This window comes from Caballeronia sp. S22, assembly GCF_964261745.1.
GTDB classification, from domain to species: Bacteria; Pseudomonadota; Gammaproteobacteria; order Burkholderiales; family Burkholderiaceae; genus Caballeronia; species Caballeronia jiangsuensis.
Genome location: NZ_OZ180039.1, coordinates 276,879 through 294,822 on the forward strand (window position 1 = coordinate 276,879; position 17,944 = coordinate 294,822).

A 17,944-nucleotide genomic window follows, 5' to 3' on the forward strand; every position below is an offset into this window, starting at 1 on the left:
ACAGACCTGCGAGCGGCCGCTTACTGTGTGTACCTCAAGTATGAGGACGAACGAGGTCTCACACTAGACGGTAGAATCGGATTGGATTAATCCAATTATGGATAAATGAGATGATCGATCTGAATGACCTCGCGATGTTCGTCCAGGTCGTGCGCGCGAGCAGTTTCTCCGAGGCGGCGCGACGCCTCGGCATGCCCGCAAACACGGTCAGCCGAAGAATCGACCAACTCGAAGGTCAACTAGGCACTCGTCTGCTGCATCGCTCTACTCGCAAACTCGCGCTGAGTGCCGATGGTCAGGCGCTGTTCGAGCGATATGCGCCGGCGCTCGATCAGATCTTCGAGATAGGAAGGCTTCATGCGGACGAGCGGGCGCCGTCCGGGTCCGTGCGCGTGGCATCGATGGCGGGTCTGTTCGAACTCGTCGGAATGGACTGGCTGGTCGAGTTCTATGCGCGCTACCCGCAGATCAGCCTCGACTTCGTGCTCGACGATACGCCGACAGACCTGATCTCCGAGCGCATCGATCTCGCAGTGCGCATGGGCATCGAGACAAGTAGCGGTTTCAGGACACGTCGGCTGGCCCCGAATGCAATGATCCTCGCGGCGAGTCCGGCCTATCTGAAACGGCGGCCTGCGCCACGCACGCTGCGTGAACTCGCCGACCACGATTGTCTGACGATATCCAACCGGCAGGGACGTAACACATGGCGTCTGCAGGGCCCGCGCGGCATGCAGGAGGTTTCGATCGACAGCCGGTTCGCGGTCAATGACATGCGAGTGCTGGCGCAAGCGTGTATCGCCGGGTTGGGTATTGCGCTACTGCCAGAGTTGATGGTCGAGTCGGCCTTGGCGAAAGGCAAACTGGTGCGCGTACTGCCAAGCTATCGGCGCGTGAGCACGGGCCTCGGCCTGCAGCTCGTCTACACGAGCCGTCCACCTGTGCCGCCCGCAGTCGCGGTCTTTGCGGAATTTCTTGTGGCGAAACTGGGCGAAATGATGAAGGATCCATCAAAGGGACATCAATGATCAGCCACGGCCCCTCGATGATTTCCGCGCGACCTTGCCTCGTGTTTTCGTCGACGTGTTGTCGGCGTCTTCGAGCCCGGGCAAGACCAGCTCTTCCATCAATGCCAGGGTGCGCAGGCAGAACTGATTGCCCGCGTCGCGCTCCGCGTCCGTGAAATGCGCCATCGCGGGTGCGATCGACGATTCTTTCGCGAGCTTCACGATCGCCTTCTCGACGATATCGAGTCCCTTCTTCGTCAAGTGGACGATGAAGCCTCCGCCGTGACTCGGATCGGCCAGCCGCTCCACGAAGCCAAGGCTCGTGAGCCGGTCGATTTTCTTGGTGATTGCACCCGAGGTGACGAGCAACGCGCGATACAGGTCCGTAGGACGCTTCGCATAGGGATGACCGCTGCGGCGCAGTGCAAGCAGCACACGCATGTCCGACCCGCTGATGCCGCACAGGTTCTGGCACATCCTGTCGAAATCCTGCTCGATGAGCGTGCCGAGCCGCATGAAGTAGATGGCAAGCAGAAAGTCCGAGAGATCGAGCTCGTTATGTTCACGTTGCCATTGCAGCGTGATGAGGTCGATCTGGCTGCGACCGGGAAGACTCGGCTTCCTGGCCGCCTCCGGCTGTTCCGCCGCAGTATTCGCGCGGGATCGGCGGGACGGGCTTCGTTTTACGGCGGCGGTGCTCATCTCGTTGGCTTCCCCGGAAGTAAATTGGCTCCTCGGAAATTGTAACCGGACTGCCTCGGCCTGCGTAGCGTCGTCCTTGACGCGTTCATGCAGCTCGCACCGCCCGGCGCAAGGTATCGGCTATCTGACGTTGAGCGAGCGTGGCTGCATCTACTTGACCGCGCATGCTGTAGAAGGTATGCAGCATGCCGATATAGCGCACGCACGTCGTCGGCACGCCTGCTTCGGCGAGCTTGCGCGCGTATGCTTCGCCATCGTCACACAATGCGTCGCACTCTGCGGTGATGACGATCGCGGGCGGCAGTTCTTCGTGATTTTCGGCGAGCAACGGCGAGAGTTTCCAGTCAGTCGGCGACACGCCATGATCGAGCGCGTAGGTACGAAAGGCGTACGCGACATCGGCCTTGCGCTGCATGAAGCCTTCGGCGTAAGTGGACAGGGACTCGCCTTGCTGACGCGCGTCCGTCGCAGGATAGACGAGCGCTTGCGCGAGAATGCGCGGGCCCGCGTGATCCCGCGCAAGCAGGCACACCGCCGCCGCGAGATTGCCGCCGGCAGACTCACCGAACACCGTCATGCGCGCGGACGGAAGGCCCAGTTCGGCGCCATGTCGCGCGACCCAGCAGGTCGCGGCCCACACATCGTCGAGCGCGGCAGGGAAGGGATGCTCCGGTGCGAGTCGATAGTCGACACTCACGACCGCCAGTCCCGAGTCGCTGGCGAGATGCCGGCAGACCGCATCGAAGCTGTCGCGATTGCCCATCAGCCAGCCGCCGCCATGAAAGGCCATCGTGACGCCTGGCGCGTCTTTGGGATGGTAGATCCGTACCGGAATATCGGCGCCCATAGCCGGAATGACGAAATCGTAGACCTTGTCGATCTCGGGTCCGGGCGCGCGCGTGGCTGTGCGCGCAGCCATGGCCGCCCGCGCTTCCGTGGCGCTCGTTTCCGCCATGCCCGGTGTCGCCGCAGCGGCTGCCGCAATAGCCCGAAGCGACGGATGAATTCGATTCTGAACAGTGGATGACATCGTCGGTATCAGGGCGTCGGAGTCGTGGAAGGCGCGAACGTAATCGGCGGAATGGCGGCGAGCACACTCAGCCCGCCATCGACGGTGACGATTTCACCCGCCATATGCGCGCTCAGATCGGATGCGAGGAACAGCAAATGCCCCGCTATCTCGGCGGGCGTGGCGGCGCGTCCCAGCGGAATCGCTCGGCCGACGGACGTCCACGTCGCTTCGCTCAGACGCTGATTCAGTCGCGGCGTGCGGACGAATCCCGGCGACACTGCATTGATTCGCACGTTATGCGGCGCATACTCCGCGCCCGCGCTGCGCACGAGATGATGCAGTGCCGCTTTCGAGGCCGCATAGGCGACCTCGTTGGGAATGGCGCGATCGCCGGCGAGCGAGCCGACGAACGCGAAGGTGCCGCCGCCATCGGCCTTCATCATCTCGCCGCCGATCTGAATCGCGAGGTATGCATGGCGAACGACGATATCGAATTGCTGGTCCCACGATGTGTCGTCCACGGCGGAGAGCGGCTTGATGCCCGCAACGCCGATGATATCGACCACGCCATGAATGCGCCCGAAGTGCGCGCGCGCCGTCTCGAACACGCGCTGCATGTCGGCGCGGGATGTCGCGTCGGCCCGGCACGGAATGCCGCCCACGGCCTCGGCGATGTTGCGGGCAAGCAGCTCGTCCTTGTCGACGCAAAGCACGCGCGCGCCGGCCTGCGCGAGTGCGTGCGCGGTCTGTTCGCCGATGCCCTGGCCCGCGCCCAGCAGCACGAAACCGCGGCCGTCGAGCCGCAGAAGGGACAGGTAGTCCGGCACCTTGTTCTGAAAATCGTGGGTCGTCATGTGGGTCTCCTCAGGCTGCAATCTGTCGATGCGAGGGCAGCAGATCCTGCCACGCCTTGCCCTCTTCGAGCTGCGCGTCGCAGGCGCTGACGCCGCTCAGGTCGAGGCCGAGCGCGGGCGGTTTCCGGTGCTCCGTCACGGCCTTGATCGCGTCCATCAGCACGCGACGCACGCGCACGACGGCCTGATCGGCGGGCACCAGATGCTCGCTCGAACGGTCGTAGAGCGGGCCTTGAGAGAGGCCGATGGAGGCGTCCTCTACTTCTACGCCGCGTAATCCCGTCCAGTTCTCCTTCATCCGCTCGCGGTCCTGCCCGAAAGTATCCGCCCAGCTTGCCGTGAAGGTGCAGGTCTTGCGATCGTAGTACTTCGGATCGTCCAGGCCCAGCAGTTCGATGATCTTGTCCTCGGTCACCGGCGCATCGCCGTGCACGACGATGAAGGTGCTCGTGTGCGTGTCGTCCTCGGGCACTTCGAGCACGGTGAAGAGAAACGCCGGCGCCGGAATGATGCGGCCGTAAGGCACGATGAACGGCACGACACGCGCATTGCGAACGTTCGGATCGTCGGTCTTGCGCAGCGCCACGTAATGAAAGCCGAAGGCCGTCGTCTCGATCTTCAGCGCCGGCTCCAGATCGTTGGATGCGAGCGCGGCGGGATTGACGACATCGGTGTTGCGCGTGAACGCGTCGTCTTTCCAGCCGGGACGCGCCATGTTCGTATGCAGAACACCGACGTGCGAGCTATCTTCGCCGCCTTCGACCAGTTGCAGATAATTGCACGCCACATTGATGCGCAGCACGACGCGATGATCCGCTTCGGCATCCATGAACGCATAGCGCGAAAACGCTGGCATCTGTTCTGGTGCGCCGACATAAGCCCAGACGATTCCGCCTTCCTCGCGAACGGCAAACGCGGGCGCCTTCATCCGCGCGGCGTACTTTGGATCGGCATGATTCGGCGTCTCCATCACGTCACCGGACACGCTGAACTTCCACCCGTGATAGAGGCAACGGATGCCGCCTTCCTCGACTCTGCCGAGCGCAAGCGACGCGCCGCGATGCATGCACAGCTCTTCGAGAAAGCCGACCTTTCCGTCGCTGTCGCGAAACGCGACATAGTTCTCGCCGAGCAGACGGACGCGCAGCGGCGGGCAGTCCGGATGCGGCAACTGGGCCGATGTGCATACGGGATGCCAGAAGCGTCGCATCAGTGCGCCTCCGGGCGTGCCTGGACCGACGCGGCAAAGTATGTCGTTATCTTCGCGGCTCAACATGTGAAGCTCTCCTTTCCTGACTTGCGTTATTGATTGCGCCCGGCGCGAGTCGCGCCCTGCGTCGAAACGATCCGATGGTGCGGCACCAGCGAACGCCAGTCTTCGTTCGGACCGATTTCCGCGGATATGCCGATCGCGTCGCCGGCATCCGCTCTCATCGCCATGATCGGTTGCTGGTCGCGGGCCGCGCGGGCGTAGGTGAGCAGGCAGCGTTGCAGCCGGCTGATCGCGATGTCGGCCGTGGACAGCATCTCTTGCGAGCGATCCCGAATCGTGCCGCTGGACACACTGCAAGCGGCGTCTTCCTGCGTGATGCCGGCGAGGCCCGTGAAGTGACCGTTGCGCATCTGCGCGCGGTTTTGCAGATAACCATTGGCGACAGACATCGCCGCAGGTGTGTTGCAGGTATCGGTCGTCATGCCGTACTTGCGCAGCGTTGGCTCATCGAGGCCGACGAACGTGAGCTGCGCGCCGCGCAACGGCTCCTCGCCAATGCGCTTTTCGGCATCCCACCACACGTGATACAGGTTGCAGCGCTCATCGTTGACGGGGACGATCGCGAGGAAGACATCGCCGTTCGCATTCGCGATGTAGCACGGCGCGATAAACGACGTGACCCGGGCGATGCGCGTGCCCGCCGATTCGCGGATCGCGGCGTAGTGAAAGCCGAAGTCGGTTTCATCGGCGTCGATTGTCGGTGCGGCGTCGAACTGCATGTGCGATGTCTTCTTCGCGTAGTCGAGATCGGAGTCGTTCGTTTTGGCGAGCGCCGAACTGTGCAGCACGGTCAGATGCGATGAATCGACGAGACCTTCCATCACCTGGACGAAGTTGGCGTTGATGACCGCACAGGCGTTGATGCGATGCGCGTCCGGCTGATCCATGAAAGCCCGGTGCGGAAAGGGCGGCTCTTCGCGCTGTGGTCCCAGATACGCCCAGACGATGCCTCCCGCTTCCCGCACCGGATAGGTCCGCCCCTTGATGCGCTTCCTGAATTTCGGGTCTTCCACGTTGGGCGTTTCAAGCACGGTGCCGTCGACCGCGAATTTCCAGCCGTGATAGATGCAGCGTAAGCCATCGCCTTCCGCGCGCGCCAGTTGCATCGAAGCGCCGCGATGCAGGCAACCATCCGCATAGACACCGGGACGCCCCTGCTCATCGCGCCAGACGACGAAGCGCTCGCCAAGCAGCTCGACGGTTTGTGGATCGCCGTTCGCCTGCGGCATGTCCGACGACTGGATCACCGGCAGCCAGAAGCGGCGCATCGCATCGCCCATGCCGGTTCCGGAATCCGTGCGGCACATCAGTTCGTTGTCTTGTCTCGTCAACATGTCTTGTCCTTCGCTACAGGATTGGTTGGTCAGAGATCGAGCGTCAGGCGCGACGTCTTCGAGCGCGAGCAGCAGGGCATGAAGACGTCGTTGCCTGCTCGCTCATCGTCGGTCAGATACAGGTCGCGGTGGTCGGGCGTGCCTGAGAGAACCTTCGTCATGCATGTGCCGCAGACGCCCTGTTCGCATGAGAGCGACACGTCGAATCCGGCATCGAGCAGGGCGTGTGCCGCGCTCTGACCGGCAGCCACCTTGACGATCTCGCCGCTGCTGACGACCTCGATTTCGAATGCTTCGTCATCGGACGAAGTGGCAGAGGTAGCCGCGAAATACTCGCGATGCAGGTGCTTTTCGTCCCAGCCGAGTGCACGCGCCGTCGCGAGAATGTGATCCATGAAGCCCGCAGGTCCGCAGACATACAGATGCTTGTCGTCCGATGGCGCACCGATCGCGGCGCGCGCATCGAGTTGCTGTTTGGGCGCGCCGTCATCGACGTGCACTTGTACGTTCGACTCGTCGCCGACGCCCGTCTCTTGCAGGCGCTCGACGAACGCCATCGCTGAAAGCGTGCGTCCGCAATAGTGCAACTCGAATGGGCGGCGCTCGTTCGAGAGTTGTTGCGCCATGCAGAGAATCGGCGTGATGCCGATGCCGCCAGCAAAGAGAATCGAGCAGTCGTTCGTGGCGCTGTGCAGCGCAAAGTGGTTGCGCGGCGCGCTGATCGTCAGCGTATCGCCCGCATGCACGTCTTCGAGCAGTTTGATGGAGCCGCCGCGCGAGTTCGGATCGCGCAGCACGCCGATCCGATAGCGCGCATGCTCGCCCGGCAAGTCGTACAGGGAGTACTGACGCACGGGACCGTTTGGGACGTGCAGGTCGATGTGCGCGCCCGCTTCGAAGGCAGGCAACGCATCGCCCGACAACGTCGAGAGTTCATAGCTCGCGATGTCGTCGGTCAGCCAGACCTTTGCGGCGACTTTGACGTGCAGCAACGTGTTTGCGGAGATCGATTGAAGTTCCATGGGGATGTGAGCCTTGAAAGTCGAACGCGTCACGCAATGACGCGAAGCTGCCTGCGGACGACGACCGGCGACGCGCCCAGTTTCTGTTGAACGAGCCAGCGGGCCAGGCCCTGATCCATTACGCGCACGTGCTCGGGAAACCACTCGGCGAGTGCTCGCGCAAAAGATCGCACGACATCCATCCGGCCTTTCGCCAGCATGGCGCGAACATCGTCGAGTGAACGGAGCACGGCGGCATGCTCGTCGATATGGCAGCCCGCCGAGCCGTAGACCGAGTCGCGCATTGCGTCGTCTTCGTCGCCGAAGTGGTGACGCGCATGCTTCGCAAACGCATCGAGCGCGTGTTCGAGTTGCGCTTCATCGACTGTCAGCAGCGCATTCACGCATGCGACGAACTCGTGATGCGTTTCGTCCATCGTCGGGTGGCCGAGGGCGTAGTCGTCCTGCCAGGTAAAGCCGTCTGTCTCTTCCATTCGGTGATCCACGCTCGTATAAATTGCTTCCGTGGAAGATAAATGCTTACGAGGGAGATGTCGACATGGGACAAATGCCTATCCGTGATGCAAATTCGCATATCCTCCGGTATAGCCTTTACTGGCATGAATCGGTGAGGTTTGAAATCGTATCGATCCGGGAAACTTCTGACCGCCGACTGTTTGACATGGAAGACGTTGAAAAATTACCTTCCATGGAAGAAATTAACCAAACGGCGGAGGAAGAATGAATGCGCGGCTGAAGCGGGCAGAGAGAGGGTTTGGGTGGCGTCGGCTGGTTTGCTGGGGACTTCTGTCATTGGCGTTTTGCACGCCGGGAACATCGCAGGCACAGAGTTCGGTGACGCTGTACGGAATCATCGATACCGCCATCGAATATGTGAATAACATTGGTCCGACAAAATCGAGCGCGTTCCGCATGCCATCGCTGACAGGTTCGATACCGTCGCGATGGGGTCTTCGCGGCAAGGAAGATCTCGGCGGCGGTCTGAGCGCGGTGTTCGTGCTGGAATCGGGCTTCGCGCCGTCGCAGGGCACGTTGAATCAGGGTGGCCGGCTGTTCGGCCGGCAGGCGTACGTCGGTCTGTCGGGAAAGTGGGGAACGCTCACGCTCGGGCGTCAGTACTCGCAGATCTACTGGGCGATACCGGGCGACACGATGGGTCCGAATATCTATGCCGCGGGCGATCTCGATCCTTACCTGTCGCAGGCGCGCGTGGACAATGCGATCGCCTATAGCTTCACGACGTCCGGACTAACGGTGGCCGCCACCTATTCGCTCGGGCGTGACGCAGTGGATCCGGCGGCGGCTGGCGGTTGCGCCGGTCAGTCGCCGACGGACTGGCGCGCGTGCAAGTCGATGTCCGCGATGGTGAAATACGAAGCGACGAGCTGGGGCATGGCGGCCGCGTTCGACCGCAATTACGGGGGAGGGGGAACAGGATCGCCGCTGCCGGCCAGTTCGCTGACCGATACGCGCGCTGTGATCGATGGTTACGTGAAATTCTCCAACACCACGATCGGCGCGGGCTTCCTTCACCGGATCAATCACGGCGCGCAGACCGCGACGCTCTTCGACGTGGTGAGTAATTACTGGTGGTTCGGCGGAACGTATCTTCCGGTGCCGCAAGTCGCCCTCGATGCGCAGTTCGGCCACATATCGACGAGCAGCGGGACTTCGGCGGGAGCCTCGGTGATCGCGGCGCGTGCATCGTATCTGCTCTCGAAGAGCTCGTTGCTGTACGTGACCGCGGGGCACATGTTCAATCAGCGCAACGGGACGTTCACGATCGATGGCGGCGTGGTCCCGCCCGCATCGACGCCATTGCCCGGCGTGGATCAGACCGGGGTGGCGATAGGTATGCGGCACACGTTCTGAACCCGAATCGCCGATGGCCGCTGACCCGTCAGTGGCCGATTCCGGGCGCAAATGTGAATGAATCACTTAATTTCCGTTTGCTCGATGCGGCATTCTGGAAGGCATGACTTTGCGACGTATCATTGGGAATCTCGATCGCGACCTTCGTGGAGGAGCCATGCCCCTGTCGCCCAAAGCGCAGGCGCTTTCCGCGCTTTATCGAAACTGCGTCTTCCGGTCCGACACACGGTCGGACGCCCATGAGCACGTGGCGCGCGAACTGTCCGATCACGTGGTCACATGGAAGCAGGGCGCGCCGGACGCCGCGCTCTACAAGGGCGAACTCAACCAGTTGCGCATCTATTCCCTGCGTTACGGGGCGCAGGTCGAAGTCACGCCACAGCCGTTCGAGGGCTTCACGCTGGTTCACACGTCCCTCGCGGGCGGAGCCGAATTCATGTGCGACGGCCGGTCCATCCATGTCGCCGAAGGCCGGACAGCGGTGCTGGCGCCGAAAAAGAATTGCCGTCTTCGCTGGCTTGCCGGCACGCAACAACTCATTGTTCGTGTCCCCGACAGCTTGCTGCGAGATGTGACGGGCGAGCTGCAGGGCGACATCGTGGAGTTGAATGCGGGACTGCTTCCGCGCGCGTTGGCCTCACAGTGGGACCTGATCACTCAATCGCTTCTCAACATTCTTTCGATGCCGCAAGAGGCCGGCTTGCGCGCCGCGTGGCTGGAGCACTTCGAGCGCAACCTCGCGTTGTTTCTGCTCGCGCATCAGCCTGATGCAACGTCGCCGATCGAAGACCGGGCGCAATCGTCGAAGAATCAGGGAAACGATGTGCACGCGAACGGCATCCGCGAGATGGATGCCTTGCTCGCCTACATCGACTCACGGCTCTGCGCGCCGATCTCCCTCGAAGATCTGGCCCGTGCCGCGGGCGTGAGCGTTCGCACGCTGAATATGCTGTGTCATCGTCATCATGGATTGCCGCCGATGGAACTGCTGCGCAACCTGCGGCTCGATGCCGTGCGTGCACGCCTGCTCACCGACGCCTCCGCGAGCATCACCGAGACAGCCCTGGCATTCGGCTTCGGGCATCTCGGCAGGTTCTCCGCGTACTATGCCGCGCGCTTTCACGAGTTGCCGCGCGACACGCAGAGACGCGGTCATACGTGATAGAAGTCGAGCACGGAATCGATCGTATCGTTGAGCAGCACGACATGCTTCTTCATGATGATCCAGCTCGCGCCCGACGGCTTGAGCCGATACGTCGAGTCGCCGAAGAAGTGCGATGCCTGTGTGAAGCGATAAACATGCGTGACCCATTTCGCGGATACTTCGATCTCCCCGTCTTCGAGCGGCTGAATCATCACGTTGCTCACCTGATGCAGCGTGCGCGGCATCGGAGAAGAGGCCGCCGATTTGCCCGTTCCCAGCCGGAAGACGCGATCTTCAAGACCAGCGCGCGTCGCATAGAAGATGAGCGACATGCTGCGCTTCGGGTCCGTCGTATAGACGTGCTCAGATTCCCACTGCGGAATATGGAACTCGGACCTGGGATCGAAGAGTTCCAGATAATCGACCCATTGCCGCCTGTCGCACAGATCCGCCTTGCGATACAGGAATTGTTCAACGCTGCGCTGAATATCCGTCGTCATTGCTGTTCTCCTTGATTCGCCTGGATGCGGGCATCGAGTCCTTTCACGAGCGCATCGCGCCACGCGCAGTGCTGATTCACATACAGCCCCTCGTGCGTCAGCTCGACACCGGTCAGAATCGGCTGGATGCCGAGCGTTTGCGCGTTCGCCGTGCTGCCTTCGATCCACTTGTCGCAGCCGCGCGAGATATCGTTCCATTTCTCCATGCGGCCTTGAAAACCGCGCTGCGCCTCACGGAATTCGGTCAGGTCATCCGGCGTGCCCATGCCCGAAACGTTGAAGAAGTCTTCGAACTGCCGGATGCGATTCTCTCGATCCTCGTCCGATTCGCCTTTCACGCCGATGCACTGACTGATGATCTCCGTCTTGTTCCACGCAACCGGGCGGATGATGCGCAATTGCGAGCTGATCTGATCCATGAAGAAGAGGCTCGGATATAGATTCAGATTACGCAGGCGGTTCATCATCCATTCGGCCTTTTCCTTGCCGTATGCATCGACGAGACGTGGCATGTTGCTCGCATAGCCTGGCCGCACTTCGGGATTCGGCATGTCGCTGAACAGCACGCTGTGACCGTTCTCGAACGAGAACCAGCCGTCGTCGGTATTCGAATCACCCGCTCCGAGTTTGCGATAGTCGAGCGTGCTGTTGACATCGAATCCTTCTTTCGCGTTGATCTCCATGCGATGCGTGACCGTCGCGACATAGTTGTAGTGCACGGTGCTGACGTGATAACCGTCGAGGCCGTTTTCGTTCTGCAGCTTCCAGTTGCCCTGATACGTGTAATGTCCTTTGCCGGGCAGCACTTCGAGCTCGCCGGTCGGCGACTGCGCGACCATCAGGTCGAGAAAGACCTTGGCATCGCCGAGGTTGTCTTCGAGCGACTGAGTGCCTTCGGTATCGAGATTGACGAACACGAAGCCCTTGTAGCTCGCGATGCGCGCCTGCTTCAGATCGCGCTGGGAGATGTCGAATCCCGGTGGATACCCGGACGGCGCCTTCACCTTCAGCAGCTTGCCGTCGGTGCGGAACGTCCATGCATGAAACGAGCACGTGAAGGCCGACTGATGTCCGCGCGAAAGGCGCGTGAGCGTCGCGCCGCGATGCGCGCACGCGTTGATGAGCGCGTGCAATTGACCTTTGCCGTCACGCGTGATGATGAGCGGCTGGCGGCCCGCTTGCATCGTGACGTAATCGTTGGGCTGACTGATCTCGCTCTCGTGACAGGCGTAGATCCACTTCTTCTCGAAGATCATTTCCATTTCGAGATCGAAGAGTTCGGGTTCGGTGAACATCGCTCGCGCCACGCGATAGACGTTGTCTTGCGGCCGAAAATCTAGACAACCCGTGACGAACTCGCGCCACTGCTGTTCCGTACGCTTGGTGGACATCATGTCTCCAGTCAGTTGAGTGGGGATGCGAGGCTCGCTCGCGGAGCTTGCGACATCATGCGGCGCAGCACGAGCGGCGCGCCGCCGGCTGTCTTCTTCGCGATCCATGCCGCGAGCGCCGAATCCATGTAATCGGAGTGGCCGGGGAACCAGTCGGCGAGCGCCTGCGCGAGTTCGACAGCGACATCCGTGTTGCCCGCGGCGGCGAGCGCATTCACTTCGTGCACCGATGCGAGCACCTTGTCGTGTTCTTCGACATGACATTCGCGTGCCGGAAAGGCGTATTGCTCCATGAGCCGCGTCTCCAGCGCGAAGTGCTCTTCGACGTGACGTGCAAGTGTTTGCATCATCGCGGGGACTGCTTCGGGCGCCGCGTGCAGCATCGCGTCGAGGAGGCCGATGAATTCTGCGTGCGTGTCGTCGATGCCACGATGACCGATCAGATAGCGGTCGTCCCATTCGATATGCGTGTCTGTGTTCATGTCGGCGTCCCTCAACTGATGCTCGGTGCGAACTTCTCGAAGTGAAACGATGCCGCGTCGATGCTGTTCTCGCGCAGGTGTTGCGCAACGGCTTCGACCATCGGCGGCGGGCCGCACAGGTAGATGTCCACGTCACCGTCATACAGGTGCGCCGGTTCGAGGTGATGCGTGACGTAGCCTTTCTTCGGATAGCAGCTGTTCGCATCGACGACGCACACTTCGAACGTGAAGTCGGGAATGGCGCGCGTGAAGGCTTCGAGCCGTTCGATCTCGACGACATCGCGATCGGTATTCACGCCGTAAATCAGATGAATGGGATGCGCGCTGCCGCCCGCAGCGACGATCTTGTCGAGCATCGCGAGGAACGGGGCGAGTCCGGTGCCGCCCGCGAGCATGAGGACGGGTCTTGCCATCGAGCGAAGATAGAAGCTGCCGAACGGGCCGTTCATGACGAGCTCGCCACCCGGCGCTGCACGCTCGCTCAGAAAGCCGCTCATGAGGCCGCCGGGAACGTTGCGAATCAGGAACGTGACGGTGTCGCCCCTCGCGGTCATCGAACTGAAGGAGTAAGCGCGATGATGACTCGCTTCTCCCGGCACCTGCAGGTTGGCGTACTGCCCCGGCAGGAACGCGAGCGCACTGAGGGCATCGCTCTGAAGCTCCAGCGCGAACGTGCTGTCCGAAAGCTGCCGCACGTCCTTGATGCGCGTCACGTAGCTTTGCTGCTTCGTGCCGCACGCTTCCGATCCGGTCGGGATGAACACCACGCAATCGGATGAGGGGCGCATCTGGCAGGCGAGGGCGTAGCCCGTATCGGCTTCGTCCTGCGAGAGGGCGTCCTCGATGTACTCGCCGAGCCCGTAGTCGCCCGATTCCACGCGGCATTTACAGGTGGCGCAGGCGCCTTCACGGCAGTCCATTGGAATGCTGATGCCTTGCCGATAGGCGGCGTCCACCACGGTCTCCGACTCGTTGCAACTGATGAATCGTGTGACGCCGTCTTCGAAATTCAACGCGATGCTGTAGCTCATTCCCAGTCTCCATTCCTTGTGCCTCCGCGTTCGCCGCGTGAGGTGTTGCTGTGGAATGAAGTCTAAGAATGCGGTCCGGCGCGCGCTATCCGGAATCTGCGGGAAACATGAGCGGTTCTATCCGTTTTTTGCGCGGCCGTTATGAACGTTCATTCGCGAAGCTGTCACCGAACATCGGATGTCCGCCGGCGGATTCATCGCGCGTCGCTTCGTCCTGCAACACGTCCCAATGCTCGACGATCTTTCCATCCTCGATGCGGAAGATATCGACGGCGATGAGCGGCGCCGGAGTCGATGCGCTCGTGTAACGGCTATGCACCCAGACGAAATCGTCTTTCGCGATAGCCATGTCGTGTTCGAAGCGCACGTCGGCCATCGTTCGGATGAGACCGAACAGGCCTTCGCGTTCGGCGGGAACGAGGCGGCTATGCTGAATGTAACGATCCGACCAGAACTGCTTCGCCTTATCGAAGTCCTTCTTGTTGAAAAGCGTATCCAGCGCTTCGAGAACGAGTTTCTGGTTCTGTTCTTCGATCGAATTTTGCATCGTCAATCTCCAGTTATAATCTGCAGGCCGATCGTACTACACAAACAGCATTGCGCTCGTACTGCTGTTCGTCAAGACACTATTCCGGTTGAAGCAATGGGACACTCACAGGCAGAAAAGGCCGCGAGCCGGGAGCGCATCCTGGAGGCTGCGGCGCAACAGATCAGCGAACGCGGGCTCGACAGCGTTGCCGTCGCGGAGCTGATGCAGAACGCGGGACTCACGAAAGGTGCTTTCTATGGGCATTTCGAGTCGCGCGATGCGATGATCGCGGAAGCCGCACGGCGCGCGATGCAGAACGGCCAGGACAAACTCGATCCGCTTTTCGAAGGCAGGAAGCCGCCGACGCTGGAAAAGGTGATCGATGTCTGGCTCGATCCCGAACATGTCGATAACCTTGGCGGTGGCTGCGGCATCTGCACGCTTGCCGGCGAGGCGCGCTACGGGGGGCCGCAGGTTCAGCAGGTCGTCGCTGACCAGTTCAAGGCGAATGTTGCGCAGATCGCGCGCGCGTTGGGCGATGAGAAGCGCGCCACCGCGCGCGCAACTGCGATCCTTACAGCGATCGTCGGCGCGGTCAGCATGGCGCGCGCGGTCGGCGATCCGGGAATGGCGAAGGCGATCCTCGCGAATACTCGCGCGTTCATTCTGAAGAATCGCGGTGCTGCGTAATGTGATCGCTCTTGTCGGAGGAATATCGCCATGGAATACATCGAAAGCCTGCGCGTCTTCCGTTCCGTCGTCGAATCGAAAAGTTTTACCCGGGCGGCCGATATCCACGGCCTGACGCGCCCCGCGGTATCACGCGCGATCGCCGCGCTCGAAGAGCGCGTCGGCTGCCGGCTGCTGCACCGGACCACGCGACAGATTTCCCTCACGGAAGCGGCCGAGCGATTCTACGAAGGCTGCGTGCGCATTCTCGACGACCTCGATGCGCTCGAAGCCGATGTCGCGAGCCATACGCGCGAGGCGGGCGGCATGCTGCGTCTCGTCGCTCATACGACGGCGGCGCTGAACCGGCTGGTCCCGCTGATCACGCGCTTCAGGCAGGCGCACCCGAAGGTCACGCTCGATGTGACGCTGACCGAACGGCCCGTCGATCTCGTCGCAGAGGGCTTCGATCTCGGCATCCTCGTGCCGTACATGGTGACGAGCGATACCACCGTCGTGCGCCTGCTCGAACGCATTCCGTTCGTGCTGGTCGCGACGCCCGACTATCTGCGCGCGAACTCGCTTCCGCGCGAGCCTTCGCAACTGGCGGATCACCGGTTCGTGCCAATGTCGCCGTCGCTGCGTCGTCCTAGCATCAGCTTTCGCAACGGCGCGGAAGAAATCAGCGTGCCGCTGCGCTTCGACGTGTCGTCGAACAGTCCGATACTCAATCGCGAACTGGTGTTGAGGAGTCTCGGCCTCGGCATGGTGCCGAAGGATCTCGTCGAGGACGAACTGGCGTCCGGCAAGCTCGTGCGCCTGCTCGCTGATTTCGAACTGGTCGACAACAGCGTCGAAATCTGGCTTGCCTACAGCAATCGCGCGTTGCTGCCGGCCAAGGTGCGCGCGTTCATCGACTATGCGGTTGCCTTCTTCGGCGAGCTCTCGCAAGCGCGCTGAAAGCAACGATTGATGCTCGAACCCATAACAGTCTGATCGCCCCGCGTGCATCGCTCGCCGCCGCTCGTCGCACTAAGCTGCGCACATGCACTCGAATGACCTTCACGACGACGACTGTTTCGCCCTGCGCCAGGCCGCGCGGCACATATCGAAGCTGTACGAGCGATATCTGTCCGAGGCCGGCATCACGCCAACGCAGTTCAGCATTCTCAGGACGTTGAGCGGCGCCTCCGGCCTGACGATGACTGAACTCGCCACCGCGATGCTGATGGACCGCACCACGCTCGTGCGCGTGCTCAAGCCGCTTCTGAACGATGACCTCGTGGTCGCGCATCTGGAAGGGCGCGGCAACCGGCTGCGCGTCGTGCTGACTGAACGCGGATCGAAAAAACGCGACGCGGCGGCCGCACATTGGGCTGCCGCGCAGGCGAGTTTCGAGCGTGCGTTCGGACAACGGGAAGCGGAGCGATTGCGCAGCGAACTGTTTCGCATGACGACCAGCCCGTTCGACAGGTAACCCCGACGCAACAAACTGGTGTTTGCAGGCGCATTTATGCGAGGTCAGCCGAACGCTATGGTGTGCATATGCACTTCGCTGGCGACTTTGGTCAGCAACTTCAAATTTCATACGAGCAAACGAAATGGACACGACGATCAATCACTCCCGACTCGGACCGCGCATGAGCGCATGGGCGGCTTCGATCGCGTCGGCGGTGGCGACCATCGGTCTCGCCGGATGCGTCAACTATGCGGGTATTCACAGCGATGCGCATATCGATCCGCCCACGCAGTTCGAGACGAAGCAAAGCCTGCCCGCTGAAGGCGGCCAGTGGCCCGCGATGGACTGGGCGAAACAGTTCGGCGATGCGCAACTGCCCGCGCTCATCGACGAAGCGCTGAAGGGCAATCCGAGCATCGAACAGGCGCGCGCACGCATCGAGAAGGCGACGTCGTATGTCGGCACGTCGAAGTCGGCGCTCTATCCGAATGTGACGGGCAGTTATTCGTGGACGCGTCAGCGTTATTCGGAGAACGGCATCGTGCCGCCGCCTTATGCGGGAACGTGGCAGAGCGAGAACACGGTGCTCGCCAGCGCGTCATGGGATCTCGACCTGTGGGGCAAGAACCGCGAGCGGCTGCGTCAGGCGATCTCGCAGGAAAAAGTCGCCGATGCGGAAGCCGAGCAGGTGCGCATCTCGCTGGCTGCATCGGTGGCGAGCACCTACAACCGTCTTGCGCAACTCTATGCATTGCGCGACATTCAGGCGCGCGAGGTGAAGAATCGCGAGGGCATCTCGCATATCACGGACGGGCGCGTCGGCGCGGGGCTGGATACCAACGTCGAACGGCAGACGGCATATGGCGACACCGCGACGAGCCGCGCGAGCGTCCGCGATCTCGACGGACAGATCACGATCGTTCGATATCAACTGGGCGCGCTGCTCGGCGCGGGACCGGACCGCGGCCTCGCGATTGCGAAGCCAACGCTCGGAGAGGGCGCGAACGTCGCGCTTCCCGATAACCTGCCCGCCGATCTGCTGTCGCGCCGTCCGGACATCGTCGCAGCCTATTGGCAAGTCGATGCCGCCACGCACGACGTGAAGGAAGCCAAGGCCGAGTTCTTCCCCGACGTGAATCTGTCGGCGGCGGCCGGGCTCGATGCATTCGGCTGGGGACGCTTTCTCACGGCGGGCAGCCGTCAGATGCAACTTGCATCCGCGATCCATCTGCCGATCTTCGATGCCGGTGCGTTGCGCGCGCAACTGAAGGGCCGCTACGCGGACTTCGACTACGACGTCGCGACCTACAACCAGACGCTCATCAATGCATTGTCCGATGTGGCCACGCAAGTCTCGCAGGTCCGCTCCGCCGATCTTCAGCTCGTCGATGCGCGGCAGGCGCTCGACGCGCAAACGAAGGCATATCAACTCGCGCTCGTTCGCTACAGGTCCGGCCTCGCCCAGCAATTGACCGTGCTGAACGCCGACGACAACCGCCTCGCCGCGGAGACGGCCGTCCTCAATCTCGAGATGGACCGCCGCGGCACGCAGATCGCGCTGATAAAGGCGCTGGGCGGAGGCTTCGATGCGTCGCACGAAGGACTTGTCGCGACCGCGCAGACACCGATTCCCGCATCGCGCGCCGAATGAATCGTTATCAAT

General features: G+C 61.9%; 20 protein-coding genes. 8 read left to right on the forward strand and 12 right to left on the reverse strand.

Features of this window, described 5'->3' with window-relative positions:
- Positions 1–110 precede the first annotated feature (110 nt).
- Complete coding sequence (locus tag ACEN42_RS33085) at positions 111–1,028, forward strand: LysR family transcriptional regulator (RefSeq protein WP_371882887.1); 918 nt, start codon at positions 111–113, stop codon at positions 1,026–1,028.
- Here ACEN42_RS33085 and ACEN42_RS33090 read toward each other — a convergent pair whose 3' ends face one another.
- From ACEN42_RS33090 to ACEN42_RS33120, 7 genes are all read right to left on the reverse strand, one after another.
- The gene (locus ACEN42_RS33090; protein ID WP_371882888.1) at positions 1,029–1,709 is read right to left on the reverse strand and encodes a MarR family winged helix-turn-helix transcriptional regulator; all 681 of its coding nucleotides are present in this window, start codon (positions 1,707–1,709) and stop codon (positions 1,029–1,031) included.
- Positions 1,710–1,794: 85 nt separating this feature from the next.
- Complete coding sequence (locus ACEN42_RS33095; RefSeq protein ID WP_371882889.1) at positions 1,795–2,739, reverse strand: alpha/beta hydrolase; 945 nt, start codon at positions 2,737–2,739, stop codon at positions 1,795–1,797.
- An 8-nt stretch (positions 2,740–2,747) separates the two neighbouring features.
- Positions 2,748–3,575 (reverse strand): SDR family NAD(P)-dependent oxidoreductase, encoded by an 828-nt coding sequence (locus tag ACEN42_RS33100; protein WP_371882890.1) that lies wholly within the window; start codon positions 3,573–3,575, stop codon positions 2,748–2,750.
- 10 nt (positions 3,576–3,585) lie between these two features.
- A complete protein-coding gene (locus ACEN42_RS33105; RefSeq protein ID WP_371882891.1) occupies positions 3,586–4,851 on the reverse strand; it encodes a Rieske 2Fe-2S domain-containing protein in 1,266 nt (421 codons plus the stop codon).
- A gap of 26 nt (positions 4,852–4,877) precedes the next feature.
- On the reverse strand, positions 4,878–6,182 hold the full coding sequence (locus ACEN42_RS33110) for a Rieske 2Fe-2S domain-containing protein (protein WP_371882892.1): 1,305 nt from the start codon (positions 6,180–6,182) through the stop codon (positions 4,878–4,880).
- 29 nt (positions 6,183–6,211) lie between these two features.
- Positions 6,212–7,204 (reverse strand): 2Fe-2S iron-sulfur cluster-binding protein, encoded by a 993-nt coding sequence (locus ACEN42_RS33115; protein WP_371882893.1) that lies wholly within the window; start codon positions 7,202–7,204, stop codon positions 6,212–6,214.
- A 29-nt stretch (positions 7,205–7,233) separates the two neighbouring features.
- Positions 7,234–7,677 carry a bacteriohemerythrin gene (locus tag ACEN42_RS33120; protein ID WP_371882894.1) on the reverse strand — a complete coding sequence of 148 codons (444 nt, stop codon included), beginning with the start codon at positions 7,675–7,677 and terminating at the stop codon, positions 7,234–7,236.
- Positions 7,678–7,742: 65 nt separating this feature from the next.
- Between ACEN42_RS33120 and ACEN42_RS33125 the strand changes: the two genes are divergently transcribed.
- The 3 genes from ACEN42_RS33125 to ACEN42_RS33135 all read left to right on the forward strand — a co-directional run bounded on the left by ACEN42_RS33125 (position 7,743) and on the right by ACEN42_RS33135 (position 10,238).
- Positions 7,743–7,928, forward strand: coding sequence for a hypothetical protein (locus ACEN42_RS33125; protein WP_371882895.1), 186 nt, complete (start codon positions 7,743–7,745; stop codon positions 7,926–7,928).
- On the forward strand, positions 7,925–9,076 hold the full coding sequence (locus ACEN42_RS33130) for a porin (RefSeq protein ID WP_371882896.1): 1,152 nt from the start codon (positions 7,925–7,927) through the stop codon (positions 9,074–9,076). The genes ACEN42_RS33125 and ACEN42_RS33130 overlap by 4 nt, the downstream gene beginning before the upstream one ends.
- 157 nt (positions 9,077–9,233) lie before the next feature.
- Positions 9,234–10,238: an AraC family transcriptional regulator gene (locus ACEN42_RS33135; protein WP_371882897.1), complete on the forward strand. Its 1,005-nt coding sequence runs from the start codon at positions 9,234–9,236 to the stop codon at positions 10,236–10,238.
- Here ACEN42_RS33135 and antB read toward each other — a convergent pair.
- The 5 genes from antB to ACEN42_RS33160 form a co-directional block, all read right to left on the reverse strand.
- Complete coding sequence (gene antB, locus ACEN42_RS33140; protein ID WP_371882898.1) at positions 10,229–10,720, reverse strand: anthranilate 1,2-dioxygenase small subunit; 492 nt, start codon at positions 10,718–10,720, stop codon at positions 10,229–10,231. The genes ACEN42_RS33135 and antB overlap by 10 nt on opposite strands.
- A complete protein-coding gene (gene antA, locus ACEN42_RS33145; protein ID WP_371883212.1) occupies positions 10,717–12,111 on the reverse strand; it encodes an anthranilate 1,2-dioxygenase large subunit in 1,395 nt (464 codons plus the stop codon). The genes antB and antA overlap by 4 nt, the downstream gene beginning before the upstream one ends.
- 11 nt (positions 12,112–12,122) lie before the next feature.
- Entirely contained in the window at positions 12,123–12,593 is a 471-nt protein-coding gene (locus tag ACEN42_RS33150; RefSeq protein WP_371882899.1) for a bacteriohemerythrin, read from the reverse strand.
- 11 nt (positions 12,594–12,604) lie between these two features.
- Entirely contained in the window at positions 12,605–13,624 is a 1,020-nt protein-coding gene (gene benC / locus ACEN42_RS33155) for a benzoate 1,2-dioxygenase electron transfer component BenC (protein ID WP_371882900.1), read from the reverse strand.
- Between the two features lie 139 nt (positions 13,625–13,763).
- Positions 13,764–14,171 (reverse strand): nuclear transport factor 2 family protein, encoded by a 408-nt coding sequence (locus tag ACEN42_RS33160; protein WP_371882901.1) that lies wholly within the window; start codon positions 14,169–14,171, stop codon positions 13,764–13,766.
- Between the two features lie 96 nt (positions 14,172–14,267).
- Between ACEN42_RS33160 and ACEN42_RS33165 the strand changes: the two genes are divergently transcribed.
- From ACEN42_RS33165 to ACEN42_RS33180, 4 genes are all read left to right on the forward strand, one after another.
- Positions 14,268–14,843 carry a TetR/AcrR family transcriptional regulator gene (locus ACEN42_RS33165; RefSeq protein ID WP_371882902.1) on the forward strand — a complete coding sequence of 192 codons (576 nt, stop codon included), beginning with the start codon at positions 14,268–14,270 and terminating at the stop codon, positions 14,841–14,843.
- Between the two features lie 30 nt (positions 14,844–14,873).
- The gene (locus ACEN42_RS33170) at positions 14,874–15,782 is read left to right on the forward strand and encodes a LysR family transcriptional regulator (protein ID WP_371882903.1); all 909 of its coding nucleotides are present in this window, start codon (positions 14,874–14,876) and stop codon (positions 15,780–15,782) included.
- An 85-nt stretch (positions 15,783–15,867) separates the two neighbouring features.
- Positions 15,868–16,299 carry a MarR family winged helix-turn-helix transcriptional regulator gene (locus ACEN42_RS33175; RefSeq protein WP_371882904.1) on the forward strand — a complete coding sequence of 144 codons (432 nt, stop codon included), beginning with the start codon at positions 15,868–15,870 and terminating at the stop codon, positions 16,297–16,299.
- 124 nt (positions 16,300–16,423) lie between these two features.
- A complete protein-coding gene (locus ACEN42_RS33180; protein ID WP_371882905.1) occupies positions 16,424–17,932 on the forward strand; it encodes an efflux transporter outer membrane subunit in 1,509 nt (502 codons plus the stop codon).
- Positions 17,933–17,944: the final 12 nt, after the last annotated feature.

Coding starts and splice junctions, on each gene's coding strand:
- ACEN42_RS33085 (WP_371882887.1), top strand. CDS start 111: ATGATCGATCTGAATGACCTCGCGATGTTCGTCCAGGTCGTGCGCGCG.
- ACEN42_RS33090 (WP_371882888.1), bottom strand. CDS start 1,709: ATGAGCACCGCCGCCGTAAAACGAAGCCCGTCCCGCCGATCCCGCGCG.
- ACEN42_RS33095 (WP_371882889.1), bottom strand. CDS start 2,739: ATGTCATCCACTGTTCAGAATCGAATTCATCCGTCGCTTCGGGCTATT.
- ACEN42_RS33100 (WP_371882890.1), bottom strand. CDS start 3,575: ATGACGACCCACGATTTTCAGAACAAGGTGCCGGACTACCTGTCCCTT.
- ACEN42_RS33105 (WP_371882891.1), bottom strand. CDS start 4,851: ATGTTGAGCCGCGAAGATAACGACATACTTTGCCGCGTCGGTCCAGGC.
- ACEN42_RS33110 (WP_371882892.1), bottom strand. CDS start 6,182: ATGTTGACGAGACAAGACAACGAACTGATGTGCCGCACGGATTCCGGA.
- ACEN42_RS33115 (WP_371882893.1), bottom strand. CDS start 7,204: ATGGAACTTCAATCGATCTCCGCAAACACGTTGCTGCACGTCAAAGTC.
- ACEN42_RS33120 (WP_371882894.1), bottom strand. CDS start 7,677: ATGGAAGAGACAGACGGCTTTACCTGGCAGGACGACTACGCCCTCGGC.
- ACEN42_RS33125 (WP_371882895.1), top strand. CDS start 7,743: ATGGGACAAATGCCTATCCGTGATGCAAATTCGCATATCCTCCGGTAT.
- ACEN42_RS33130 (WP_371882896.1), top strand. CDS start 7,925: ATGAATGCGCGGCTGAAGCGGGCAGAGAGAGGGTTTGGGTGGCGTCGG.
- ACEN42_RS33135 (WP_371882897.1), top strand. CDS start 9,234: ATGCCCCTGTCGCCCAAAGCGCAGGCGCTTTCCGCGCTTTATCGAAAC.
- antB (WP_371882898.1), bottom strand. CDS start 10,720: ATGACGACGGATATTCAGCGCAGCGTTGAACAATTCCTGTATCGCAAG.
- antA (WP_371883212.1), bottom strand. CDS start 12,111: ATGTCCACCAAGCGTACGGAACAGCAGTGGCGCGAGTTCGTCACGGGT.
- ACEN42_RS33150 (WP_371882899.1), bottom strand. CDS start 12,593: ATGAACACAGACACGCATATCGAATGGGACGACCGCTATCTGATCGGT.
- benC (WP_371882900.1), bottom strand. CDS start 13,624: ATGAGCTACAGCATCGCGTTGAATTTCGAAGACGGCGTCACACGATTC.
- ACEN42_RS33160 (WP_371882901.1), bottom strand. CDS start 14,171: ATGCAAAATTCGATCGAAGAACAGAACCAGAAACTCGTTCTCGAAGCG.
- ACEN42_RS33165 (WP_371882902.1), top strand. CDS start 14,268: ATGGGACACTCACAGGCAGAAAAGGCCGCGAGCCGGGAGCGCATCCTG.
- ACEN42_RS33170 (WP_371882903.1), top strand. CDS start 14,874: ATGGAATACATCGAAAGCCTGCGCGTCTTCCGTTCCGTCGTCGAATCG.
- ACEN42_RS33175 (WP_371882904.1), top strand. CDS start 15,868: ATGCACTCGAATGACCTTCACGACGACGACTGTTTCGCCCTGCGCCAG.
- ACEN42_RS33180 (WP_371882905.1), top strand. CDS start 16,424: ATGGACACGACGATCAATCACTCCCGACTCGGACCGCGCATGAGCGCA.